This window comes from Pantoea sp. RIT413 (assembly GCF_003057675.2).
GTDB lineage: Bacteria > Pseudomonadota > Gammaproteobacteria > Enterobacterales > Enterobacteriaceae > Pantoea > Pantoea eucrina.
Genome location: NZ_QBJB02000008.1, coordinates 44987 through 68286 on the forward strand (window position 1 = coordinate 44987; position 23300 = coordinate 68286).

Annotated in this window: 23 protein-coding genes; 17 read left to right on the top strand and 6 right to left on the bottom strand. The window is 57.4% G+C overall.

Annotation, left to right across the window (positions count from 1 at the left end):
- Positions 1-53: 53 nt before the first annotated feature.
- Positions 54-932 (bottom strand): NAD(+) kinase, encoded by an 879-nt coding sequence (nadK, locus tag DBY66_RS11820; RefSeq protein ID WP_065648649.1) that lies wholly within the window; start codon positions 930-932, stop codon positions 54-56.
- 122 nt (positions 933-1054) lie between these two features.
- On the opposite strand from nadK, the gene grpE reads away from it, so the two are divergent.
- Positions 1055-1633: a nucleotide exchange factor GrpE gene (grpE, locus tag DBY66_RS11830; protein WP_071667881.1), complete on the top strand. Its 579-nt coding sequence runs from the start codon at positions 1055-1057 to the stop codon at positions 1631-1633.
- 46 nt (positions 1634-1679) lie between these two features.
- Here grpE and ung read toward each other — a convergent pair whose 3' ends face one another.
- Complete coding sequence (gene ung, locus DBY66_RS11835) at positions 1680-2357, bottom strand: uracil-DNA glycosylase (protein ID WP_071667882.1); 678 nt, start codon at positions 2355-2357, stop codon at positions 1680-1682.
- 177 nt (positions 2358-2534) lie between these two features.
- Between ung and grcA the strand changes: the two genes are divergently transcribed.
- Complete coding sequence (gene grcA, locus DBY66_RS11840) at positions 2535-2918, top strand: autonomous glycyl radical cofactor GrcA (RefSeq protein WP_108569431.1); 384 nt, start codon at positions 2535-2537, stop codon at positions 2916-2918.
- A gap of 184 nt (positions 2919-3102) precedes the next feature.
- Here the strand turns inward: grcA and srmB are convergent, their stop codons facing one another.
- Complete coding sequence (srmB, locus tag DBY66_RS11845; protein ID WP_039379716.1) at positions 3103-4431, bottom strand: ATP-dependent RNA helicase SrmB; 1329 nt, start codon at positions 4429-4431, stop codon at positions 3103-3105.
- A 136-nt stretch (positions 4432-4567) separates the two neighbouring features.
- On the opposite strand from srmB, the gene DBY66_RS11850 reads away from it, so the two are divergent.
- The 12 genes from DBY66_RS11850 (at position 4568) to acpS (ending at position 15021) form a co-directional block, all read left to right on the top strand.
- The gene (locus DBY66_RS11850) at positions 4568-5317 is read left to right on the top strand and encodes a tRNA1(Val) (adenine(37)-N6)-methyltransferase (RefSeq protein WP_108569602.1); all 750 of its coding nucleotides are present in this window, start codon (positions 4568-4570) and stop codon (positions 5315-5317) included.
- Positions 5318-5680: 363 nt separating this feature from the next.
- Positions 5681-6256, top strand: coding sequence for an RNA polymerase sigma factor RpoE (gene rpoE / locus DBY66_RS11855; RefSeq protein WP_039379714.1), 576 nt, complete (start codon positions 5681-5683; stop codon positions 6254-6256).
- A gap of 30 nt (positions 6257-6286) precedes the next feature.
- Positions 6287-6946, top strand: a complete 660-nt coding sequence (gene rseA, locus DBY66_RS11860; protein ID WP_108569432.1) for an anti-sigma-E factor RseA — start codon at positions 6287-6289, stop codon at positions 6944-6946.
- Positions 6946-7902 (top strand): sigma-E factor regulatory protein RseB, encoded by a 957-nt coding sequence (rseB, locus tag DBY66_RS11865; protein WP_071667883.1) that lies wholly within the window; start codon positions 6946-6948, stop codon positions 7900-7902. Before rseA ends, rseB begins: the two co-directional genes overlap by 1 nt.
- Positions 7899-8363 (top strand): SoxR-reducing system protein RseC, encoded by a 465-nt coding sequence (gene rseC, locus DBY66_RS11870; protein WP_108569433.1) that lies wholly within the window; start codon positions 7899-7901, stop codon positions 8361-8363. The genes rseB and rseC overlap by 4 nt, the downstream gene beginning before the upstream one ends.
- 217 nt (positions 8364-8580) lie before the next feature.
- Entirely contained in the window at positions 8581-10380 is a 1800-nt protein-coding gene (lepA, locus tag DBY66_RS11875; RefSeq protein WP_108569434.1) for a translation elongation factor 4, read from the top strand.
- Positions 10381-10389: 9 nt separating this feature from the next.
- Entirely contained in the window at positions 10390-11361 is a 972-nt protein-coding gene (gene lepB, locus DBY66_RS11880; RefSeq protein WP_104085297.1) for a signal peptidase I, read from the top strand.
- 111 nt (positions 11362-11472) lie between these two features.
- Positions 11473-12153, top strand: a complete 681-nt coding sequence (gene rnc / locus DBY66_RS11885) for a ribonuclease III (RefSeq protein WP_039379698.1) — start codon at positions 11473-11475, stop codon at positions 12151-12153.
- 48 nt (positions 12154-12201) lie between these two features.
- Positions 12202-13107, top strand: coding sequence for a GTPase Era (gene era, locus DBY66_RS11890; RefSeq protein ID WP_039379695.1), 906 nt, complete (start codon positions 12202-12204; stop codon positions 13105-13107).
- 3 nt (positions 13108-13110) lie between these two features.
- Positions 13111-13839 carry a DNA repair protein RecO gene (gene recO, locus DBY66_RS11895; protein WP_039379693.1) on the top strand — a complete coding sequence of 243 codons (729 nt, stop codon included), beginning with the start codon at positions 13111-13113 and terminating at the stop codon, positions 13837-13839.
- A gap of 70 nt (positions 13840-13909) precedes the next feature.
- On the top strand, positions 13910-14641 hold the full coding sequence (gene pdxJ, locus DBY66_RS11900) for a pyridoxine 5'-phosphate synthase (protein WP_108569435.1): 732 nt from the start codon (positions 13910-13912) through the stop codon (positions 14639-14641).
- Complete coding sequence (acpS, locus tag DBY66_RS11905; RefSeq protein ID WP_039379688.1) at positions 14641-15021, top strand: holo-ACP synthase; 381 nt, start codon at positions 14641-14643, stop codon at positions 15019-15021. The genes pdxJ and acpS overlap by 1 nt, the downstream gene beginning before the upstream one ends.
- Before the next feature lie 11 nt (positions 15022-15032).
- Here the strand turns inward: acpS and DBY66_RS11910 are convergent, their stop codons facing one another.
- Together DBY66_RS11910 and DBY66_RS11915 are read right to left on the bottom strand one after the other, a co-directional pair.
- Positions 15033-15284 (bottom strand): YfhL family 4Fe-4S dicluster ferredoxin, encoded by a 252-nt coding sequence (locus DBY66_RS11910; RefSeq protein WP_071667884.1) that lies wholly within the window; start codon positions 15282-15284, stop codon positions 15033-15035.
- Positions 15285-15340: 56 nt separating this feature from the next.
- Positions 15341-16180, bottom strand: coding sequence for a MurR/RpiR family transcriptional regulator (locus DBY66_RS11915; protein WP_071667885.1), 840 nt, complete (start codon positions 16178-16180; stop codon positions 15341-15343).
- 200 nt (positions 16181-16380) lie between these two features.
- Here DBY66_RS11915 and yfhb point away from each other — a divergent pair, with 200 nt between their 5' ends.
- Both yfhb and tadA read left to right on the top strand, forming a co-directional pair.
- Positions 16381-17019 carry a phosphatidylglycerophosphatase C gene (gene yfhb, locus DBY66_RS11920; protein ID WP_094112077.1) on the top strand — a complete coding sequence of 213 codons (639 nt, stop codon included), beginning with the start codon at positions 16381-16383 and terminating at the stop codon, positions 17017-17019.
- Positions 17020-17076: 57 nt separating this feature from the next.
- Positions 17077-17571: a tRNA adenosine(34) deaminase TadA gene (gene tadA / locus DBY66_RS11925; protein WP_071667886.1), complete on the top strand. Its 495-nt coding sequence runs from the start codon at positions 17077-17079 to the stop codon at positions 17569-17571.
- Here the strand turns inward: tadA and mltF are convergent.
- On the bottom strand, positions 17568-19025 hold the full coding sequence (gene mltF / locus DBY66_RS11930) for a membrane-bound lytic murein transglycosylase MltF (protein WP_039379675.1): 1458 nt from the start codon (positions 19023-19025) through the stop codon (positions 17568-17570). The two genes, tadA and mltF, sit on opposite strands and share 4 nt — an antisense overlap.
- A 270-nt stretch (positions 19026-19295) precedes the next feature.
- Here mltF and purL point away from each other — a divergent pair, with 270 nt between their 5' ends.
- Complete coding sequence (purL, locus tag DBY66_RS11935; protein ID WP_108569436.1) at positions 19296-23186, top strand: phosphoribosylformylglycinamidine synthase; 3891 nt, start codon at positions 19296-19298, stop codon at positions 23184-23186.
- The last annotated feature ends 114 nt before the right edge of the window (positions 23187-23300 follow it).

A 23300-nucleotide genomic window follows, 5' to 3' on the forward strand; every position in this document is an offset into this window, starting at 1 on the left:
TTTCGTACAGTATAAACTGGTTTTTTAACCAGTAAAGTAGCCAGCACTGATTTCTAGAACAATTTTTTCGACCAGCCGAGTTTTGAGCTTAATGTGTTGAAGTAGTTATAGTTTTTAGGATGAATAAGATTAAGGTGGCTGCTGCTGCGCCGGATCAGCACATCTTCACCCTCCTGAATCGGCAGGGCAATCTGGCTGTCACAGCTGATCTCCAGATCGCTGCGCAGCGAGGAGAAACGCAGGCGAATCGTACTGTTGCTGTTGATAACCAGCGGGCGCGACGACAGCGTGTGCGGGAACATCGGCACCAGCACAATCGCATCAAGCGAAGGGGTAAGAATAGGTCCGCCTGCGGAGAGAGAGTAGGCGGTGGAGCCGGTAGGGGTGGAGATAATCAGGCCATCTGAACGCTGCGAAAAGGCGAACACTTCGTCAATATAGACCTCAAACTCAATCATATGCGCCACTTTGCCAGGATGGAGCACCACTTCATTGATGGCGCTGCCAATGCGCGGTGAGCAGGTATCGCGGCAGACCTGCGCCTCAAGCAGAAAGCGACTCTCCACAAAGTAGTCGCCCTGAAGAACATCATCCAGCTGCTGCTGCGCGTTATCCGGATCGAGGTCGGTCAGGAAGCCCAGATTGCCACGGTTGATGCCAATCACTTTAATGTCATAGCGTGCCAGCACCCTGGCCGCGCCCAGCATATTGCCATCGCCGCCAACCACCACGGCCAGATCGGCCTGCTGGCCTATTTCCGCCAGCGTGCCGGTCTTTACATCGGTTAAGCTCAGCTCGCGCGCAATCTGCTGTTCGACAATCACCTCATATCCCTTATCGGTCAGCCAGCGCCAGAGCATCTCATGGGTGGTTAACGCGGTAGGATGGCGCGGATGACCCACGATTCCGATGCAGCTAAAGTGTGTGTTCATGTGGCGGGTATTCCTCATAAGCCAAAACGGCCTGGCAATGTGATGGGTTCACTTGAAACCGTCAAACTGATCCCCATAATAAGCCAACCAGCGAAATGAATGTGCAAAACGCGGAGAAATTCATGAGTAGTAAAGAACAGAACACCCCAAACGAGCAAGTCTCAGACGAAATTCAACAGGATCAACAGCCGGCGGACGCGGAGACAGCAACTGAGGTGGATCCGCGTGATGAGCGCATTGCGCAACTGGAAGCGGAGCTGACCCAGGCGCAGGGCGGCGTGCGCGAAGCGCAGCTGCGTGCGCAGGCGGAAATTGAAAACATCCGTCGCCGTGCAGAAATGGATGTCGAAAAAGCGCATAAATTTGCGCTGGAAAAATTTGCAAACGAGCTGCTGCCAGTGATTGATAGCCTGGAACGCGCGCTGGAAGTGGCTGATAAAGAGAACACCGGGCTCGCCTCAATGATTGAAGGCATCGAGCTGACGCTGAAATCCCTGCTGGGCGCGGTGCGCAAGTTTGGCGTTGAAGTGGTGGGCGACACCCACGTGCCGTTTAACCCGGATCTGCATCAGGCGATGTCGATGATGGAATCGGATGAGGTTGAGCCGAACCATGTACTGATGGTAATGCAGCGTGGCTATACCCTGAATGGTCGCCTGCTGCGTCCGGCCATGGTGGCGGTCTCTAAAGCCAAAGCCTGAGCAGAGTAGTGCATCACAACGGCCGCCTGACGCGGCCGTTGTTGTTTCAGGGGAGGACTGGCGTCCAGTCGATCGGCGTTTCTCCCGCCTGGCTGAGCAGTGCGTTGGTCTGCGAGAAGTGCCGGCAGCCAAAAAAGCCGCGATGCGCTGAGAGCGGAGAAGGATGGGGAGCTTTCAGCACATGATGACGCTGCGCATCAATGATGCTGCCTTTCTTCTGCGCGTGCGATCCCCACAGCAGAAAAACCACGCCCTCACGGTGCGTATTGATGGCATCGATCACCCGGTCAGTAAACGTCTCCCAGCCAAGCCGCGCGTGCGAGTGTGCTTTGCCCGCCTCAACGGTCAGTACCGTATTCAGCAGCATTACCCCCTGGGTGGCCCAGCTCTCCAGAAAACCGTGCTGCGGCCGCTGAAAACCCTCAATATCCTGTTCCAGCTCTTTGTACATGTTAAGCAGAGAGGGCGGGATGGCTACGCCGGGCAGCACTGAAAATGCCAGGCCGTGAGCCTGATTCGGCCCGTGATAAGGGTCCTGACCAAGGATCACCACTTTGATATCGCCCAGTTCGGTCAGTTTAAACGCGTTAAACACATCTTTCTGTGGCGGATAAACGGTCACGCCCGCCGCCCGCTGCTGCGCAACCGCCTGCAGCGTCTCTTTGAAATAGGGCTTCTCTTTTTCATCTGCCAGCACATCGTGCCAGGTCAGCTTGTCACTCATGGTTAACTCCTGACGATAGTTTTCCTTAGCTTAGCTGCTTCAGCGCGGGAGCAGAAGGATTAACCCCGCCGTTTCAGCTTGATGCAGGTCAAGGCACCGGCGGCGTCCCGGTGATATACCAGCCTGTCTATCTGTCAACGGCGTTCAGAGACAGAACGCCCCTTTCTGGAGATCGCTATGATTACCGGCATTCAAATTACCCAAACCCATAACCCGCTACTGCTGAACTCATTCTGGCTGCTGGATGAAGAGGCGGGACAGGCGCGCTGTCTGTGCGCCAGAGGCCTCTATGAGGAGGATCAGGTGGTTGCCCTGAGCGAGCTGGGCGAGATGGCATACCGTGAAGTGCCCCTGGAGCAGAAACCGCAGGTGCGCATTGAGGGCGGACAACATCTTAACGTCAATGTACTGCAGCGGGAAACGCTGGAAGATGCGGTTAAGCATCCCGAAAAGTATCCACAGCTGACCATTCGCGTATCCGGTTATGCCGTACGGTTTAATGCCCTGACGCCAGAGCAGCAGCGCGATGTGATCACCCGTACCTTTACAGAGAGCCTGTAACTGAAGCAGCGATGAAAAGTTGCTCATGCTGCAGGCCAGTGCGGAAGCGGTCCGGAACGCATGCGTTGATTAAAATGCGACATTTACCGGCGTTCGCGCTGACCCGCCTGTCAGTGGCCCTTAAGGCCAGCTGAATGTAAAAAAAAAGCGCCGGTTCAGGCGCTTTTTTTACTGCAGTGACGTTTTATTCCGCACCTGACTCCGGCGTGGTTGATCCGCTTGGCTTGCGGCGTTTACCCACGTTTTTGGTGTCACGATGGCGTTTTTTCACGCGCGGCTTTTCGTCTTCTTTCTCTTTCTTCTCTTTGCGTTTGGCAAGCGCCTTTTTCGACGGCTTTCCGGTGACTTTAGCACTCGGCGCACGCGACTCAGGGCGCAGCTCATCAATCACGCGCGATTTCAGCGGCTCATTAACGTAGCGGCTGATTTTACCCAGCAGAACGTGATCGTGCGCCTCAACCAGCGAGATAGCGATCCCTTTGCGTCCGGCGCGGCCGGTACGGCCAATGCGGTGCAGATAGGTATCTGCCGTACGCGGCAGGTCAAAGTTGATCACGTGAGTCACGTCATCAATATCGATACCGCGCGCCGCAACGTCAGTGGCAACCAGCACATTGACGCGACCATCGTTGATGCGTTTAATCGCTTCATTACGGTTCGCCTGTACCATCTCCCCTTCGAGGTAGCTGCTGCGCAGGCCCGCTTCATGCATCCAGGTCACCAGCTCGTGCAGACGTTCACGCTTGCGCACAAACACAATCGCACGCTTCACTTCCGGCTGCTTTAACAGGTGCACCAGCAGTTTGGTCTTGTGCTCAAGGTTATCAGCACGGTAGTACCACTGCTGAATGCGTTTGCGTTCGCTTTTGCTCGGGTCGGCTTCAATCGCGACCGGATCGTTGAGCAGGCGTTCAGCAAAATCTTTGATGTGCTCGCCTTCCAGCGTGGCGGAGAAGAGCAGCGTCTGTTTGCGCCAGCGCGTCTCACCGGCGATGGTCTCGATATCCTGGGCAAAGCCCATATCGACCATGCGGTCCGCCTCATCGAGAATCAGTGTTTCTACCGCGCGGCAGTCAAAGTTCTCTTCTTTGATGTACTGCAGCAGGCGGCCGGTGGTCGCCACCACAATATCCTGATTTTCGCTGAAGACTTCAGCGTGGTTCATATAGGCAACGCCGCCGGTGATGGTGGCGATATCCAGATGGGTATGCTTCGCCAGCTCACGCGCCTGATCGGCCACCTGCATCGCCAGTTCGCGGGTAGGGGTGAGGATCAGGATACGCGGCGGACCCGACTTCTTACGCGGGAAGTCCAGCAGATGCTGTAATGCGGGCAGCAGATAGGCGGCGGTTTTCCCCGTTCCGGTGGGTGCCGAACCTAACACGTCACGGCCTTCCAGCGCGGCAGGAATGGCTTCAGCCTGAATGGCCGTCGGGCGCGTGAAGCCTTTTTCCTGCAGGGCATCCAGCAGGCTTTCGTCGAGTTCGAGTTCGGAGAATGTGGTTACTGTCATGTTCTACCTCAGTTTGGGGCGCTGATTATAGACAGATCGGCCGCAATCTTCATCTGTTTGTGTTCATCAGGCGCAGATGAATTCATTGTGCGACCACGTTACACTCTCGCCAGATAACAATTCAATGGCCGAAAGCATGTCTCAGTACCAGCCGCCAGCACGGGCGACATTAAGAAAAGATGGGTTTACGTTTAAACAATTTTTTGTCGCACACGATCGCTGTGCAATGAAGGTTGGCACGGATGGCGTGCTGCTGGGGGCGTGGGCGCCGGTGGCCGGGGCACGGCGTATTCTGGATATTGGCTGCGGCAGCGGGCTTATCGCCCTGATGCTGGCGCAGCGCACGCCGCAACAGGTTACGCTGGATGCGGTCGAGCTTGATAGCGAAGCCGCCGCGCAGGCGCAGGAGAATGTGCAGGCGTCGCCGTGGGGCGTCCGTATCAGCGTGCACCAGGCCGATATCCTTAACTGGAGTAAACAGTGCGAAAAGCGCTACTCGCTGATCGTCAGCAATCCGCCTTTTTTTGTGCCCGGCATGGCCTCATCCAGCGTCGCGCGAGACGCGGCACGCAGTACTGCTACGCTCGATCATGCCACACTGCTGCAGTGCGCGGCACAGCTTATCGAAGAAGAGGGGCTGTTTTGCGTGGTGCTGCCGGTGGATAGCGGCGAGGCGCTGGTGCAGCTCGCCCGCGCCGATGGCTGGCATCTGCGGCTGCGCTACGACGTCGCGCCTTATGCACATCGGCCGCCTAACCGGCTGGTACTGGGCTTTTCACCTTCTGCCGGTGAGCTGATACAGGAGCGGCTGGCGATCCGTAATGAAGACAAAAGCTACTCCGCTGACTGGCTGAGCCTGGTAACAGACTTCTATCTTTTTCGCTGATTATTTTCCGGCACAGCGCGGCAATCGCCGACGCGATCTGCCGTTACGATCGCAGGATCCCTGCTGCATCGTGTTGCAACTTAGCGAATTTTGCGCGCTGCCGTCAGCTATGCTGAAAAGAAGAGTAATAAAGATGAAAAAGAGATCGCCTTACGCTACTCTGCCAGCACCGATCGGCACTGCATAAGCCATTGAAAGCGGGTCAGCCGCTACGTCATAACGGGTTGCAATGCCGCGACGAAAAAACAGGTCGTAGTGAACTTCAGGCCAGAACAGAACTCAAAGCGCATGCTTGCTCACGGGTATGAGATGTGCTGGCAGTCCACTTACGCATAAAAGAGTTTTGGGGAGACATTACCTCGGATGAGCGAGCAGTTAACGGATCAGGTTCTCGTTGAGCGGGTTCAGAAAGGAGATCAAAAGTCCTTTAACTTACTGGTAGTCCGATACCAGCATAAAGTGGCGAGCCTGGTTTCACGCTATGTCCCTTCGGGTGACGTGCCCGATGTGGTACAGGAATCATTTATCAAAGCCTATCGCGCGCTGGAGTCGTTCCGCGGGGATAGCGCTTTTTACACGTGGCTTTACCGCATCGCGGTAAACACGGCAAAAAATTATCTGGTGGCTCAGGGCCGTCGTCCGCCTTCCAGCGACGTAGATGCAATTGATGCAGAAAACTTCGAAAGTGCGGGCGCGTTAAAAGAAATATCGAACCCTGAGAACTTAATGTTGTCTGACGAACTGAAACAAATTGTTTTTCGGACAATTGAGTCACTTCCTGAAGATCTCCGTATGGCTATCACGCTCCGGGAGCTGGATGGTCTGAGCTATGAAGAGATCGCTGCCATTATGGATTGCCCGGTTGGTACTGTCCGATCGCGCATATTTCGTGCCCGGGAAGCCATTGATAACAAAGTTCAACCGCTTATCCAACGTTAGTGATAGCGGCTACTGAAAGGGTACCAAGGCATGCAGAAAGAAAAACTTTCCGCTTTAATGGATGGTGAAACGTTAGACAGCGAGCTGTTGTCCTCGTTGTCAAAGGATGTCGAACTTCAGAAAAGCTGGGAGAGCTACCATCTTATTCGCGACACCCTTCGCGGGGATGTAGGCGAAGTGCTGCATTTTGATATCTCCGCCCGCGTGGCCGCAGCCATCGAAAATGAACCGCTGCGCCCTGCGGCAACACCGCTGATCCCTGAAGCGCAGCCGGAACCGGCACGCTGGCAAAAAATGCCGTTCTGGCGTCGCGGTGGCAGCTGGGTGGCATCAGTCACGCAAATTGGCGTAGCCGCCTGCGTATCACTGGCGGTCATTGTTGGCGTGCAGCATTACAACGGCTCTTCTGCCGGTGGGGCAGCAGAATCCTCAGATGCTCCGGCGTTTAATACGCTGCCGATGATGGGTAAAGCATCACCGGTAAGCCTGGGCGTACCGTCTGATGCCTTTGAGACCAACAGTTCAAATCAGCAGGTTCAGGATCAGCGGCGTCGCGTTAACGCCATGCTGCAGGATTATGAACTGCAGCGCCGTCTGCATGCCGATCAGGTACAGTTTGAAAACAGCGTACCGCAGCAGGCGCAGGCCATCGTTCCCGGAACGCAGTCGTTAGGAACTCAACAGCAGTAATGAAGCAGCTCTGGTGCGCCGTTAGCCTTATGGCCGGCAGCCTGCTCTGGACATCAACCGCCCCGGCACAGACGTCGTCTTCCGGGGCGTTGTTACAGCAGATGGAGCAGGCGACTCAAAATCTCAATTATGAATTTGCGTATATTAATGTCTCACGACTGGGCATTGAGTCTCTGCGCTATCGTCACGCCGTGGTGGATAAGCGCGTCTTTGCGCAGCTGCTGCAGATGGATGGTCCGCGCCGTGAAGTGATCCAGCGCGGTAACGACATCAGCTATTTTGAACCCGGGCTGGATCCGTTTTCACTGCCGGGCAACCATATTATTGACGCGCTGCCCTCGCTGATGTTTGCTGATTTTTCCCGACTCGGTCAGGCGTATGACTTTGTACCGGTAGGGCGGTCGCGTATGGCTGACCAGATGTGCGAAGTTGTGCGTATCGTCTCCCGTGACGGTACCCGCTACAGCTATGTAGTCTGGCTGGACGTGGATACCAAACTGCCGCTGCGAATCGATTTGCTGGATCGCGATGGTGAAACGCTGGAGCAGTTCCGCGTTATCAGCTTTGCCGTCGATGAGGGCGTGCGCAATCTGATGCAGGGGCTTGAGAAAGCCAATCTGCCGCCGTCGCTCTCACTGCCGGCGGGCGACAAAGTGGAACTCAGCTGGCAGCCTGGCTGGATACCGGCGGGCATGAAGCTGATTTCGCAAAGCCGTCGCGCGATACCCGCTATGAACAAAACCGTTGAATCGCGTCTCTACAGCGACGGGCTGTTTAGTTTTGCCATCAACATAGCGCCTGCCGATAAAAATAGCGTGCCTCAGCAATTGCGCACGGGACGTCGTACGGTGCAGACCGTTGTGCGCGATAATCAGGAGATCACCGTGGTGGGCGAATTACCGCCTGCAACCGCGAAACGAATCGCCAGCGCTATTGATGCAGGGGCAAAAAAATGATGAGAGAGTGGGCCACCGTGGTGGCATGGCAGGATGGCATTGCCACGCTGCATTCTGAAGCGAAAACTTCCTGCAACAGCTGTTCAGCGCGTAAAGGCTGCGGCAGCCATGCGCTCAACAAGCTGGGGCCAAAGAACGCCCACGTCATGACCATTCCCAGCGCTGAGCCGCTACAGCCGGGTCAGCGCATTGAGTTAGGCATTCGCGAAAGCAGCCTGCTCGGCTCAGCGCTGCTGGTCTATATGACGCCGCTGTTTGGCCTGTTTGCTGTGGCTGGTATATTCCAGATGCTGTTTCACAGCGACCTTGCGGCCGCCTGCGGGGCGCTGCTTGGCGGCGTGGGAGGCTTTATCATTGCCAAAGGCGTCTCATCCCGCTACGCCGGAGGCGAAGCCTTTCAGCCGGTGATCCTCAGCGTTGCGCTTCCGCCTGATGCGCTGCGGGTTGAAGATGTCAGCTGATGCCGCCTGGGCCGCCTGCTGTGCGGCCTTTTCATTTCCGCTTACCCGCTGAATTCTGTTGCAAATCCCACAGGTTCCATTCTTTAACGCGCGGCGTTAACAGTGTAATATGCGACGTCATTAATGAGGCCGACAGGGTTCCGGGTAAAGATCGCTTGCCTGAATGTGTCTGTGCTCACGTTTTCAACTGATTCTCTACGTGAAGATATTCATATAAATGAAGCACATACGAAATTTCTCTATTATTGCTCACATTGACCACGGCAAATCAACGCTCTCCGATCGTCTGATTCAGATTTGTGGTGGCCTGAGCGATCGTGAGATGGCGGCGCAGGTTCTTGATTCCATGGATCTGGAGCGCGAGCGCGGTATTACGATTAAAGCGCAGAGCGTCACGCTCGATTACACAGCGCCAGACGGTGAAACTTACCAGCTCAATTTTATCGACACCCCGGGCCACGTAGACTTCTCGTATGAAGTTTCCCGCTCGCTGGCGGCCTGTGAAGGGGCGCTGCTGGTGGTCGATGCAGGACAGGGCGTTGAAGCACAGACGCTGGCGAACTGCTATACCGCCATGGAAATGGATCTGGAAGTGGTACCGGTACTGAATAAGATCGACCTGCCCGCTGCCGATCCTGAGCGCGTAGCCGAAGAGATTGAAGATATCGTGGGTATCGATGCCGTAGATGCCGTGCGCTGCTCGGCTAAAACCGGCATCGGCGTACCGGATGTGCTGGAGCGCCTGGTGCGCGATATCCCGGCACCGGAAGGCGATCCGGATGGCCCGCTGCAGGCGCTGATTATCGATTCCTGGTTCGATAACTACCTTGGCGTTGTTTCCCTGATCCGTATTAAAAACGGGACGCTGCGCAAGGGCGAGAAGGTCAAAGTCATGAGTACCGGTCAGGTATATAACGCTGACCGCCTGGGTATCTTCACACCCAAACAGGTTGACCGCACCGAGCTGAAGTGCGGGGAAGTGGGCTGGCTGGTGTGCGCCATCAAAGACATTCTGGGTGCGCCGGTGGGCGATACGCTGACGCTGCAGCGCAACCCGGCAGACAAAGCGCTGCCTGGCTTTAAAAAGGTTAAACCGCAGGTTTATGCCGGTCTTTTCCCGGTGAGTTCAGATGACTATGAGTCATTCCGCGACGCGCTGGGCAAGCTGAGCCTGAACGACGCCTCTCTGTTCTATGAGCCAGAGAGTTCAACCGCGCTGGGTTTTGGTTTCCGCTGCGGCTTCCTGGGTCTGCTGCATATGGAGATCATTCAGGAGCGCCTGGAGCGCGAGTACGATCTCGATCTGATCACCACTGCGCCAACGGTTGTGTATGAAGTGCAAACCACCGATGGCGCAGTGGTATATGTCGACAGCCCGGCCAAGCTGCCGCCGCTCAACAATATTGAAGAGCTGCGTGAGCCGATTGCAGAGTGTCACATGCTGCTGCCACAGGAGTATCTGGGTAACGTGATTACCCTGTGCGTGGAGAAGCGTGGCGTGCAGACTAATATGGTTTACCACGGTAACCAGGTCGCGCTCACCTACGATATCCCGATGGCTGAAGTGGTACTCGACTTCTTCGACCGTCTGAAATCGACGTCGCGCGGCTATGCGTCGCTGGACTACAACTTCAAGCGTTTCCAGGCGTCAGACATGGTGCGCGTGGATGTATTAATTAACGCAGAGCGCGTTGATGCCCTGGCGCTGATCACCCACCGCGATAACTCGCAGTACCGCGGTCGCGAGCTGGTAGAGAAGATGAAAGATCTGATCCCGCGCCAGCAGTTTGATATCGCGATTCAGGCGGCGATTGGCAACCATATCATTGCGCGTTCCACCGTGAAGCAGCTGCGCAAAAACGTTCTGGCAAAATGCTACGGCGGTGACGTCAGCCGTAAGAAAAAACTGTTGCAGAAACAGAAAGATGGTAAGAAGCGCATGAAGCAGGTCGGCAACGTTGAGCTGCCGCAGGAAGCTTTCCTCGCCATTCTGCATGTCGGTAAAGACAGCAAATAAGGAACCACAATGGCTAACATGTTCGCCCTGATTCTGGTTATCGCTACGCTGCTGACCGGCATCATCTGGTGTATCGATCGCGTGAAGTGGGCACCTGAGCGTCGGGCAAAACAGGCCGCTGCACAGGCGCAGGCGGGTAACTCGCTCGACAGCAAAACGCTGGCGAAAGTGGCTGCGCAGCCAGGCTGGATTGAAACGGCAGCATCGGTATTCCCGGTGCTGGCGGTGGTACTGATTGTACGTTCATTTATTTTTGAACCCTTTCAGATCCCCTCCGGTTCAATGATGCCAACGCTGCTGATTGGCGACTTTATTCTGGTGGAGAAGTTTGCCTACGGTATTAAAGATCCCATTACGCAGACCACGCTGATCCCGACCGGACATCCAAAGCGCGGCGATGTCGCCGTGTTTAAATATCCGAAAGATCCCAGCGTTGACTACATCAAGCGCGTGATTGGTCTGCCGGGCGATAAAGTGGTGTTTGATCCGTTCAGTAAAACGCTGACTATCAATCCTGGCTGCGGTAACGGTAAATGTGATACGGCGCTGCCGGTCACCTATACCAATATTGAGCCAAGCGACTTTATCCAGACGTTCAGCGGCTTTGACGGCAACGAGACCGGCAACGGCTTCTTCCGGAAACCGCAGGGTGAAACGCTGCGCGGTGGCCTGCGTCTCGGGACGCGCAAAGAGACGCTGGGCGATGTGACGCACAATATTCTGCTGGTGAATGAGGCGCAGAGCCAGGCGAACATGTACTATCAGCAGCCGGGCCAGCCGCAGGCGACCTGGGTGGTGCCGCAGGGTCAATATTTCATGATGGGCGATAACCGTGACAACAGCGCCGACAGCCGCTACTGGGGCTTTGTGCCTGAGAAGAATCTGGTCGGTAAAGCGGTCGCTATCTGGATGAGCTTTGAAAAACAGGAAGGTGAGTGGCCGACAGGCGTACGCCTGAGCCGTATCGGCGGCATTCACTAAATACGGGTGGCTTCCTGTCTGACAGGAAGCCACTGCACACGAAACAGAACGCGCTGCTATCAGCCCTGTTTCGTATGCAGAGTTACAGACGCACAGAACAACTGGAATCGCATGAACCCCATTCTCATTACTAAGCTGCAGCGCAAACTGGGCTACACTTTTACTCATCCGGAACTTTTGCAGCAGGCCCTGACACACCGCAGCGCCAGCAGCAAGCATAACGAGCGGCTTGAATTTCTTGGCGATTCAATTCTCAGCTATGTAATTGCCAACGCGCTTTATCACCGCTTCCCGCGCGTGGACGAAGGCGATATGAGCCGCATGCGCGCCACGCTGGTGCGCGGCAATACGCTGGCTGAGATGGCGCGTGAGTTTGAACTGGGCGAGTGCCTGCGTCTTGGACCAGGCGAACTGAAAAGCGGCGGTTTCCGTCGTGAGTCGATCCTTGCGGATACGGTAGAGGCGCTGATTGGCGGCATCTTCCTCGACAGTAATATCCAGACCGTTGAGAAGCTGATTCTCGACTGGTATCTGAACCGTCTGGAGCAGATAAGCCCGGGCGATAAACAGAAAGATCCCAAAACGCGCCTGCAGGAGTATCTGCAGGGTCGCCATCTGCCGCTGCCTTCCTATCTGGTGGTGCAGGTGCGGGGCGAAGCGCACGACCAGGAGTTCACCATTCACTGTCAGGTGAGTGGCATGGCCGATCCGGTCGTGGGCGTAGGCTCCAGCCGCCGCAAAGCGGAACAGGCTGCCGCCGAACAGGCTTTAATTAAGCTTGGACTCGAATAAATTGTTTTACGACAGCGCCATCCCGGCGCTGACTAAGTCAGGACCCGAATGAGCGAACACGAAACTTATTGCGGCTTTGTCGCGATTGTAGGCCGGCCCAACGTCGGTAAATCAACCTTACTGAACCAGCTGCTGGGGCAGAAGGTCTCGATCACCTCACGCAAACCGCAAACCACGCGCCACCGTATTATGGGCATCCACACCGAGGGCGCTTATCAGGCGATCTACGTGGATACACCCGGGCTGCATATGGAAGAGAAGCGGGCGATCAACCGCCTGATGAACCGTGCTGCCAGCAGCTCAATTGGCGACGTGGAGCTGGTAATTTTCGTCGTGGAAGGCACGCGCTGGACGCCGGATGATGAGATGGTGCTCAACAAGCTGCGCGACGGCAAAGTCCCGGTGGTTCTGGCGGTGAACAAGGTGGATAACATTCAGGATAAAAGTATCCTGCTGCCGCACCTGCAGTTCCTGAGCCAGCAGATGAATTTCCTCGATATCGTGCCGATCTCTGCTGAGAATGGCAAAAACGTCGATACCATCGCAGCGATTGCCCGTAAGCGTCTGCCGCTGGCGGAGCACCACTTCCCGGAAGATTACATCACCGACCGCTCACAGCGCTTTATGGCTTCGGAGATCATCCGCGAAAAGCTGATGCGTTTCCTCGGTGCCGAACTGCCTTACTCTGTGACCGTTGAGATCGAACAGTTTGTGGCCAATGAGCGCGGCGGCTACGACATCAATGGCCTGATTCTGGTAGAGCGTGAAGGCCAGAAGAAAATGGTAATTGGCAATAAAGGCTCGAAAATCAAAACCATCGGCATTGAAGCGCGGCGTGACATGGAAGAGATGTTTGAAGCCAAAGTGCACCTTGAGCTCTGGGTGAAAGTTAAATCGGGCTGGGCAGACGACGAACGTGCGCTGCGCAGCCTGGGCTACACAGACGATCTGTAACTGATGGAAGGCTGGCAACGCGCGTTTGTGCTGCATAGTCGCCCCTACAGCGAAACCAGCCTGCTGCTCGATCTCTTTACAGAAAGTCAGGGCCGCGTTCGCGTCCTGGCTAAAGGCGCGCGCTCGCGTCGCTCTCAGCTGAAAGGCACCCTGCAGCCTTTTACGCCGCTGCTGGTCCGCTGGGGCGGACGCGGTGAAGTCAAAACGCTGCGTAATGCCGAAGCGGTTTCGCTGGCGCTGCCGCTCAGCGGCATCACGCTCTACTGCGGTCTTTATGTCAATGAACTGCTGTCGCGCGTGCTGGAGCAGGAGATCCCCTTTTCTGAACTCTTCTTCGATTACCTGAACTGTATTCAGGAGCTGGCCGCCGGCACCGCCTCGCCGGAACCGGCGCTGCGCCGTTTTGAGCTGGCGCTGCTCGGGCATCTCGGCTACGGCGTCGATTTTCTGCACTGCGCCGGCAGCGGCGAGGCGATCGATGACGCCATGACCTACAGCTACCGCGAAGAGAAGGGCTTTATCGCCAGCCTGGTGCTGAATCAGCGCAGCTTTACCGGTCACCAGCTGCGCGCCATTGAAGCGCGCAGTTTCCCCGATGCCGATAGCCTGCGGGCCGCCAAGCGCTTTACGCGCATTGCGCTAAAGCCCTATCTCGGCGGCAAACCGCTGAAGAGTCAGGAGCTGTTTCGCCAGTTTATTCCAAAGAAGAAACCCGATGCGCCGCAGGCGTAGCGGCGGTCAGACCACCTGAACGTATCGTCGCGATACACTGCACTGACATTAAATAAAGAGAAGCGTAGTTATGGCTGAGTTGCTGTTAGGCGTCAATATTGATCATATCGCTACCGTACGTAACGCGCGTGGCACCCACTATCCCGATCCGGTACAGGCTGCCTTCGTGGCCGAGCAGGCGGGCGCTGATGGTATTACCGTGCATCTGCGTGAAGACCGCCGGCATATCACCGATCGCGATGTGCGTATCCTGCGCGATACCATTCAGACGCGAATGAACCTGGAGATGGCGGTCACGGATGAGATGAGCGCTATCGCCTGTGACATCCGGCCGCACTTTGTCTGCCTGGTGCCGGAGAAGCGTCAGGAGGTCACCACGGAGGGCGGCCTGGACGTGGCGGGCCAGCAGGCGAGCGTCAGCGCAGCGGTACAGCAGCTGTCAGAGGCGGGCATACTGGTGTCACTGTTTATCGATGCCGACCGCCGGCAGATTGACGCAGCGGTTGCCAGCGGCGCGCCTTATATCGAAATTCATACCGGCGCATACGCCGAAGCGCCGGAAGGGCAGGCGCGTGATGCCGAGCTGATGCGTATTCGCGAAGCAGCGCGCTACGCCGCCTCTCTCGGGCTGAAGGTCAATGCCGGCCACGGACTGACTTATCACAATGTGCAGCCAATTGCGGCGCTGCCGGAGATGCATGAGCTGAATATCGGCCATGCCATTATCGGCCGCGCGCTCTTCAGCGGGCTGGCGGATGCGGTAAGCGAAATGAAGCAGCTGATGCGGGAAGCGCGGCGCTGATGGCGATTCTCGGCCTCGGCAGCGATATCGTGGAAATTGAGCGCATCGCTGGCGTTATCGAACGTTCCGGCGATCGCCTGGCGCGCCGCGTACTGAGTGACGCGGAGTGGCAGCAGTATCAGGCGCATCAGCAGCCGGTGCGTTTCCTTGCCAAGCGCTTCGCCGTGAAAGAGGCGGCGGCCAAAGCCTTTGGCACCGGGATCCGCGGCGGACTGGCGTTTAATCAGTTTGAGGTGTTCAACGATGCGCTGGGAAAACCGGGTCTGCGCTTTTTTGAGCAGGCGAGCATCATTGCTGAACGGCTTGGCGTGCAGCGCGTGCACGTGACGCTGGCTGATGAGCGCCACTACGCCTGTGCCACGGTGATCATCGAGGACTGAGCGTTACGCGCTCAGTGCGGCCAGAGCTGTACGAATTTCTCCCACAGCGCGTCGCGGCTTTCGGCGCGCTGCGGGTCGCTGATAATCGTATTGTCGATAGGACAGACGCTCTGACAGGTTGGCGTTTCATAATGCCCCACGCACTCGGTGCAGCGCGCCGGATCGATTTCATATATCGCCTCACCCAGCGCGATAGCCTGATTGGGACACTCCGGCTCACACATGTCGCAGTTAATACATTTCGCCGTAATCAGTAACGCCATTCTTCACGTCCGTTAATCCTCATTAAAAACGCGGTCATTATAAGCTGGTTTAACGCTTATATCAGCTTTTTCACCAGCGCTTCGCTGTGGCGAATGTGGCTCGATGCCCGCTCCGGATCGTGCTGCACCAGCGCCATAAACAGCAAATCTGTCAGGGCCAGCTGGGCGCTGGTTGAGGAGATTGCCGCGCTGCGCGTGCTCTGCTCCTCTGCAACGGTATAAAGGCAGATTGACGCGCACTGCTGCAGCGCATTTGGCGTAAAACCGGTAAAGGCCACCACATCCGCGCCGATAGCGGCTGCTTCCTGTGCCGCCAGATTGATTTCGCGTCGTTCGCCGGTGTAGGAGATGGCCAGCAGGACATCGCCCGGCGCCATCGCCTGAACGCTGGCGAGCAGGGCGTGCATATCCTGCTCTGCCACCGCGTTAATACCGATTTTCATCAGTTTCCAGGAGAAATCTTTCGCCACCAGACCGGATGCCCCGATACCCACCAGCAGAATGCGGTTGGCATTCTTCAGCAGATGCAGCGTCTCCATCAGCTTCTCTTCGCTGTTAATATCCAGCGTGGCGCGGATCGCGGAGATCTTCTCCGTCAGCAGCTTCTCTCCCACGATCTTCAGCGGATCGTCACTGAGGATATGATTATGCACGGTGATCGCATCGCGATCCGCCAGCGATTCACTCAGCGCCAGCTTCAGTGCAGGAAAGCCTTTATAACCCAGCTTCTGCGCAAATTTCACCACGCTCGACTGGCTGACGCCCGCCTCTTCAGCCAGCTTCTGCGAGCTGAGATGGCGCGCCCGATCGGGCTGTGACAGTAAAAAGTCGGCCAGCCGGCGCTCATTCAGCGCCAGCCGGGGATAGAGCTGACGGATTCGCAGCAGTGAACTCATGGTCGATCCTTACTCCCGGTTTTATAGCATGGCGCGGCTAACGTCTCCGCAGCATGCGCAGCAATAGTCAATATTCCATGACACCAAGAATAAACTATTCAGTGGGCTTTGTAGCTAGCGGAATTAAAAATCACAGCTTCGCTAAGCGCGGTTGCTGGCTACACTGTAGAGCAGCAACTGATTTAAAAAAGGAGAGGGGTTTGACACAGGACTCGCAACGTCGCGTCGTATTTTTCGACCTGGATGGCACGCTGCATCAGCAGGATATGTTTGGCACCTTTATGCGCTTTTTACTGCGCCGGCAGCCGCTGAATCTGCTGCTGGTGGTTCCGCTGCTGCCGGTTATTGGCCTCGGGCTGCTGATTAAGGGCCGGGCAGCGCGCTGGCCAATGAGTCTGCTGCTCTGGGCAATCACGTTCGGGCACAGCGAAACGCGCCTGCGCGCGCGTGAAGCGGAGTTTGCGCAGTGGTTCCGCGAGCGGGTAGTGGCGTTTCCGGTGGTGCAGCAGCGCCTGACCGATTACCTGCAGAGCAACGATGCCGATGTGTGGCTGATTACCGGCTCACCACAGTCGCTGGTGGAGCAGGTCTATTTTGACTCCGCTTTTCTGCCGCGTGTGAAACTGATTGCCAGCCAGATGCGGCCAGGACGCGGCGGACGCGTGCTGGCGATGCGCTGCCTGGGCCACGAAAAGGTTGCGCAGCTGGAAGAGCAGATTGGCACGCCGCTGCAGCTCTACAGCGGCTATAGCGACAGCAAGCAGGATAACCCGCTGCTGTTTTTCTGCCAGCATCGCTGGCGCGTAACGCCGCGCGGTGAACTGCAGCAGCTGGAGTGAATCGCGCGGCGTTTTTGTCTATAATGCGCCGCCTTTTGATTCTGCAGGAGTTACCCGGTGAAGCCACAAACTGATGAATACTGGATGCGTTATGCGCTGCAGCTGGCGCAGCGTGCCCGGGAGCAGGGTGAGGTGCCGGTCGGAGCCGTGCTGGTGCAGGGAGATAAAGTCATAGGCGAGGGCTGGAACCGGCCGATTGGCCAGTGCGATCCCACCGCACACGCGGAGATCATGGCGCTGCGCCAGGGCGGCAAAGTGCTGGATAACTATCGCCTGCTGGATACCACGCTCTATGTCACGCTGGAGCCGTGCGTCATGTGCGCCGGCGCCATGGTTCACAGCCGCATTACCCGCCTGGTCTACGGCGCGAAAGATATTAAAACCGGCGCGGCCGGTTCGCTGCTGGATGTGCTGGGGCACCCGGGGATGAATCATCAGATTGAGATCGCCTGCGGCGTGCTGGCGGAGGAGTGCGCCGGCATGCTGAGCGACTTTTTTCGTATGCGACGCGAGCAGAAGCGCGCGCTGCGTCAGGCACAGCGCGCAGATTAGTTCATGGCAATTTTAGGCTCAACCGCCGGATAGCCGGCGCCCAGCTCCGCTTCCAGCGCTGAACGCTGCGCCAGGCGGCGCTCCTGCTCCTGCAGATAGCCCACCAGACTTAGCTGATACTTGCGGATATTCTCCACGTAGTTATACGCTTCATGCCCGCGCGCATAGCCGTAGGCGGTTTGCGCATAGTAGCGCTTCTGGCTGAGCATCGGCAGACGCAGTTTTACATCCGCCCAGCTGTCAGGGTTACCGCCCTGTTTTGCCGTCAGCCGGCGCACGTCGAGCATGTGCGCATATCCCATATTGTAAGCTGCCAGCGCAAACCAGATGCGCTCGTCATCAGGCACGCTCGCCGGCACTTTATCCATCATGCGCTGCAGATACTCACTGCCGCCGCGAATGCTCTGCTCCGGATCGAGCCGGTCATCAACGTTAAGACTATCCGCCGTGTTGCGCGTCAGCATCATCATGCCGCGCACGCCGGTGGGCGAGGTCGCCTGCGGATTCCAGTGCGACTCCTGATAGGAGATCGCCGCCAGCAGGCGCCAGTCCATGCTCGCCGCATATTTCTCAAACAGCGGTTTGATATCCGGCAGCGTATTGTCAATTGCGCGCAGGAAGGTGCGGGTATCAACATAATCAAACGTGCCAACGTGACCGAGATACTTCTCCTCCAGCCGCGCCATGGTGCCTTCTTCACCCATCTGGCTGTAGAAATCGAGCATGGCCGCGTTGAGGCTGCTGTCAGCATTGCGCGGCAGATACCAGGTCACTGGCTCTTCATCGGTAATATCAAAGGCTACCGCCAGCTGCGGATGAATACGCTGCAGCAGGCCCACGGTCACCGAGTCGCCTACCGTGTAGTCAAGCTTGCCGTCAGCCACCGCCTCCAGCAGCGCTTTCTGTCCCTGATCGGTGGCGATAGCCCAGTCGAGATCGGGATAGCTGTTGGCTTTTTCTGCCCGCAGCGTGGAGAGATAGGCTGAGCCGGACTGCACCACCAGACGGCCTTTCAGGTCGCCCAGCGTGCGCGGACGCGGCTTATCGATACGGTAAACCAGCTGCTGCGACACCGAATAGTAGCTGGGACCGGCCTGATAGTGCGCCAGACGCTCACTGTTATAGATAAGCCCGGCGGCGAGCAGATCGGCTTTTCCGTCATCGAGATCGTCAAACAGATCGCCCAGGCTGGGTCGCACAGTGACTTCCAGCCTGACGCCGAGGTAGTCTGCAAAGCGCTTTGCCAGCTCGTAATCCATGCCAGCCGGTGCCTGATTGACGGTGTAATAGGTCAGTGGCGAATTGACGGTGCTGATGCGCAACACACCGCGTGATTTGATCGCTGTCAGCGCGTCCCGATCGCCCCCGTACCAGGGGATTGCCGGCCACAGCGCCAGCGCCAGCAGCACGGTGATCAGACCGATAAACAGATAATTTAATTTTAGGCGTTTCAAATGGTTGTCTCTTAATGGCTCACAGGCCTCTGTCCTTTAAAGGCAGTATTGGTATTGTTTTTTACTCCCAGAGCGAGGGGCATTTTGCGCAACAAAGCGAAACAGGGCAACTCATATAGCAAGTTTTGCGCAAAATTCAGGCAAATCCCGTATGGCAGTTTTTCTGCGCAAACGGTTTCGTTACCCGCGCGCTTTCTCTATAATACCGCCCGTTTTCCCTGTTGCGCCCAATGAAGCGTCGCCCGGCGCTTCGAAGACGAGAGATCTTTAATGATGGAAATTCTGCGTGGTTCGCCCGCTCTGTCAGCATTTCGTGTAAACAAACTGCTGACCCGCTTTCAGAACGCTCATCTGCCGGTGAGTGATATTTACGCCGAGTATGTCCATTTTGCTGATGTTGCCGCACCGCTCAGCGCGGATGAACACGCCCGCCTGCAGCGTCTGCTGAAATATGGCCCTTCTCTCGCTGAACATGCGCCTCAAGGGCGTCTGCTGCTGGTTACGCCGCGTCCCGGCACTATCTCTCCCTGGTCATCGAAAGCCACGGACATTGCTCACAACTGCGATCTGCCGCAGGTTAAGCGCCTGGAGCGCGGCCTGGCGTTCTATGTTCAGGCGCCGCAGCTGACAGAAACGCAGTGGCAGCAGCTGGCTGGCCTGCTGCACGATCGCATGATGGAGTGCGTATTCAGCGATCTGCAGACGGCAGAGCAGCTGTTTGCTCATCACGCGCCGCAGCCGCTGCAGAGCGTTGACGTGCTGGGAACCGGACGTCAGGCGCTGGAGCAGGCGAATAGCACGCTGGGCCTGGCGCTGGCGGATGACGAAATAGATTACCTGCTGGATGCCTTTACCCGTCTGGGTCGCAACCCCAACGACATTGAACTCTATATGTTCGCGCAGGCGAACTCAGAGCACTGTCGCCACAAAATTTTCAACGCTGACTGGATCATCGATGGCGAAAAACAGCCCAAATCGCTGTTTAAGATGATCAAAAATACGTTTGAGCAGCATCCCGATCACGTACTGTCAGCCTATAAAGATAACGCTGCCGTGATGGAAGGCTCGGAAGTTGGCCGCTTCTACGCTGATGCGCAGCAGGGCGAGTACGCTTTTCATCAGGAAGCCGCGCATATTCTGATGAAGGTAGAGACGCATAACCATCCAACCGCTATCTCTCCCTGGCCGGGTGCCGCCACCGGTTCAGGTGGTGAAATCCGCGATGAAGGCGCAACCGGGCGTGGCGCCAAACCGAAAGCGGGTCTGACCGGCTTTTCCGTTTCCAATCTGCGCATTCCGGGCTTTGAGCAGCCGTGGGAAGAGGATTTCGGCAAGCCGGATCGTATTGTTACCGCACTGGATATCATGACCGAAGGCCCGCTGGGCGGCGCAGCGTTTAACAATGAATTTGGCCGTCCGGCGCTGAACGGTTACTTCCGCACCTATGAAGAGCAGGTTAACAGCCACAACGGCGTTGAACTGCGCGGCTACCATAAGCCGATCATGCTGGCAGGCGGTATTGGCAATATTCGTGCGGATCACGTGCAGAAAGGCGAGATCGTCGTGGGCGCCAAACTGATTGTGCTGGGCGGGCCGGCGATGAATATCGGCCTCGGCGGCGGTGCGGCCTCATCCATGGCCTCCGGTCAGTCCGATGCCGACCTCGATTTTGCCTCAGTGCAGCGCGACAACCCGGAAATGGAGCGCCGCTGCCAGGAAGTGATCGACCGCTGCTGGCAGCTGGGCGAAGCCAACCCGATTCTGTTTATTCACGACGTCGGCGCAGGCGGTCTCTCTAACGCCATGCCTGAGCTGGTCAGCGATGGCGGGCGCGGTGGTAACTTCAATCTGCGTGACATTCTTAGCGATGAGCCGGGCATGAGCCCGCTGGAAGTGTGGTGTAACGAGTCGCAGGAGCGCTATGTGCTGGCCGTTGCGCCAGAGAAGCTGGCGCTGTTTGATGAGCTGTGCCAGCGCGAGCGCGCCCCTTACGCGGTAATTGGCGAGGCGACTGAAGAGCAGCACCTCTCGCTGAGCGACAGCCATTTTGACAACAAGCCTATCGACATGCCGCTGGATGTTCTGCTGGGCAAAACGCCAAAAATGACGCGCGACGTCACGCGGCAGCAGGCAAAAGGCGACGCGCTGCAGCGTAACGGCATCACGGTTGCGGATGCGGTTAACCGCGTGCTGCATCTGCCTGCGGTGGCTGAGAAAACGTTTCTTATCACCATCGGCGACCGTTCCGTGACCGGCATGGTGGCGCGCGATCAGATGGTGGGACCGTGGCAGATCCCGGTGGCAAACTGCGCCGTGACCACGGCCAGCCTCGACAGCTATCACGGCGAGGCTTTCGCCCTGGGCGAACGCGCCCCGGTCGCGCTGCTCGATTTTGCCGCCTCCGGGCGTCTGGCGGTAGGCGAAGCGCTCACTAACCTGGCCGCTACCGCGATTGGTTCACTGAAGCGCGTGAAGCTTTCTGCGAACTGGATGGCAGCAGCCGGACATCCGGGTGAGGATGCCGGCCTTTACGAAGCGGTAAAAGCCGTTGGCGAAGAACTCTGCCCGGCGCTGGGGATCACTATCCCGGTCGGCAAAGACTCAATGTCGATGAAAACCCGCTGGCAGCAGGGCAATGAAGAGCGTGAAATGACGTCGCCGCTCTCGCTGGTGATCACCGCGTTTGCGCGCGTGGAAGATGTCCGGCGTACCGCAACGCCGCAGCTGCAGGCGGAGCAGGATAACCTGCTGCTGCTGGTGGACCTCGGCAACGGTGCCAATACGCTGGGCGCAACCGCGCTGTCGCAGGTCTATCGTCAGCTGGGCGATAAGCCGGCTGACGTGCGCGATGCCGCACAGCTGGCAGGCTTCTTCAACGCTATCCAGACGCTGGTCAGCGAACAGAAGCTGCTGGCCTACCACGACCGTTCCGACGGCGGGCTGCTGGTGACGCTGGCGGAGATGGCCTTTACCGGCCACTGCGGTATCGAGGCGGATATCGCCGCGCTGGGCAGCGATGCGCTGGCGGCGCTGTTCACCGAAGAGCTGGGCGCGGTGCTGCAGATCAACGCGGCCGATCTGGCAGCGGTAGAGAAGGTATTTGCTGACCACGGTCTGCGCAGCGCGCTGCATGTGATTGGCAAGGCGCTGCCGGGCGACCGCTTTGTGATCCGCGCCGGCGAGCATCCGGTCTACAGCGAAAGCCGCACGACGCTGCGTACCTGGTGGGCCGAAACCACCTGGCAGATGCAGCGCCTGCGTGATAATCCGGCCTGTGCCGATCAGGAGCATGAGGCGAAGCAAAACGACAGCGATCCGGGTCTGAACGCTCAGCTGACCTTCCGGCCGGAAGAAGATGTGGCTGCGCCGATGATCGCCACCGGCGTGCGCCCGCGCATCGCCGTGCTGCGTGAGCAGGGCGTTAACTCACACGTTGAGATGGCAGCAGCGTTCCATCGCGCCGGCTTTACCGCCGTGGATGTACACATGAGCGATCTGCTGGCGGGACGTCGCGGCCTGGAGGAGTTCCATGCGCTGGTGGCGTGCGGCGGTTTCTCTTACGGCGACGTACTGGGTGCCGGCGAAGGCTGGGCAAAATCGATTCTGTTTAACGGGCGCGTGCGCGACGAGTTTGAAAACTTCTTCCATCGTCCGCAGACGCTGGCGCTGGGTGTCTGCAACGGCTGCCAGATGATGTCAAACCTGCGCGAAGTGATCCCCGGCAGCGAGCTGTGGCCGCGTTTTGTCCGCAATCAGTCTGAGCGCTTTGAAGCGCGTTTCAGCCTGGTGGAAGTGGCGGCCAGTCCGTCGCTGCTGCTGGAGGGGATGGCAGGTTCACGCATGCCGATTGCGGTATCACACGGTGAAGGCTTTGTTGAAGTGCGCGACGGCGCCCATCTGGCGGCGCTGGAAGCAAAAGGCCTGGTGGCACTGCGCTTCACGGATAACTTCGGTAAAGTGACCGAAAGCTATCCGGCTAACCCGAACGGCTCGCCAAACGGTATCACGGCGGTCACCAACGAAAGCGGTCGCGTTACGATCATGATGCCGCATCCGGAGCGCGTCTTCCGTACCGTCAGCAACTCCTGGCATCCGGCAGAGTGGGGCGAAGACAGCCCGTGGATGCGCATTTTCCGTAATGCGCGTAAGCAGCTGGGCTGATCTGCGTTTTATAGCAGGTGCCTGTAAGCAGTAAAAAAAAGCCGCCGCAGTAAAGGGCGGTTTTTTTATCTGACGCAGACGACTGTCGCTCAATTCTGACAAATTGCCTGCCGC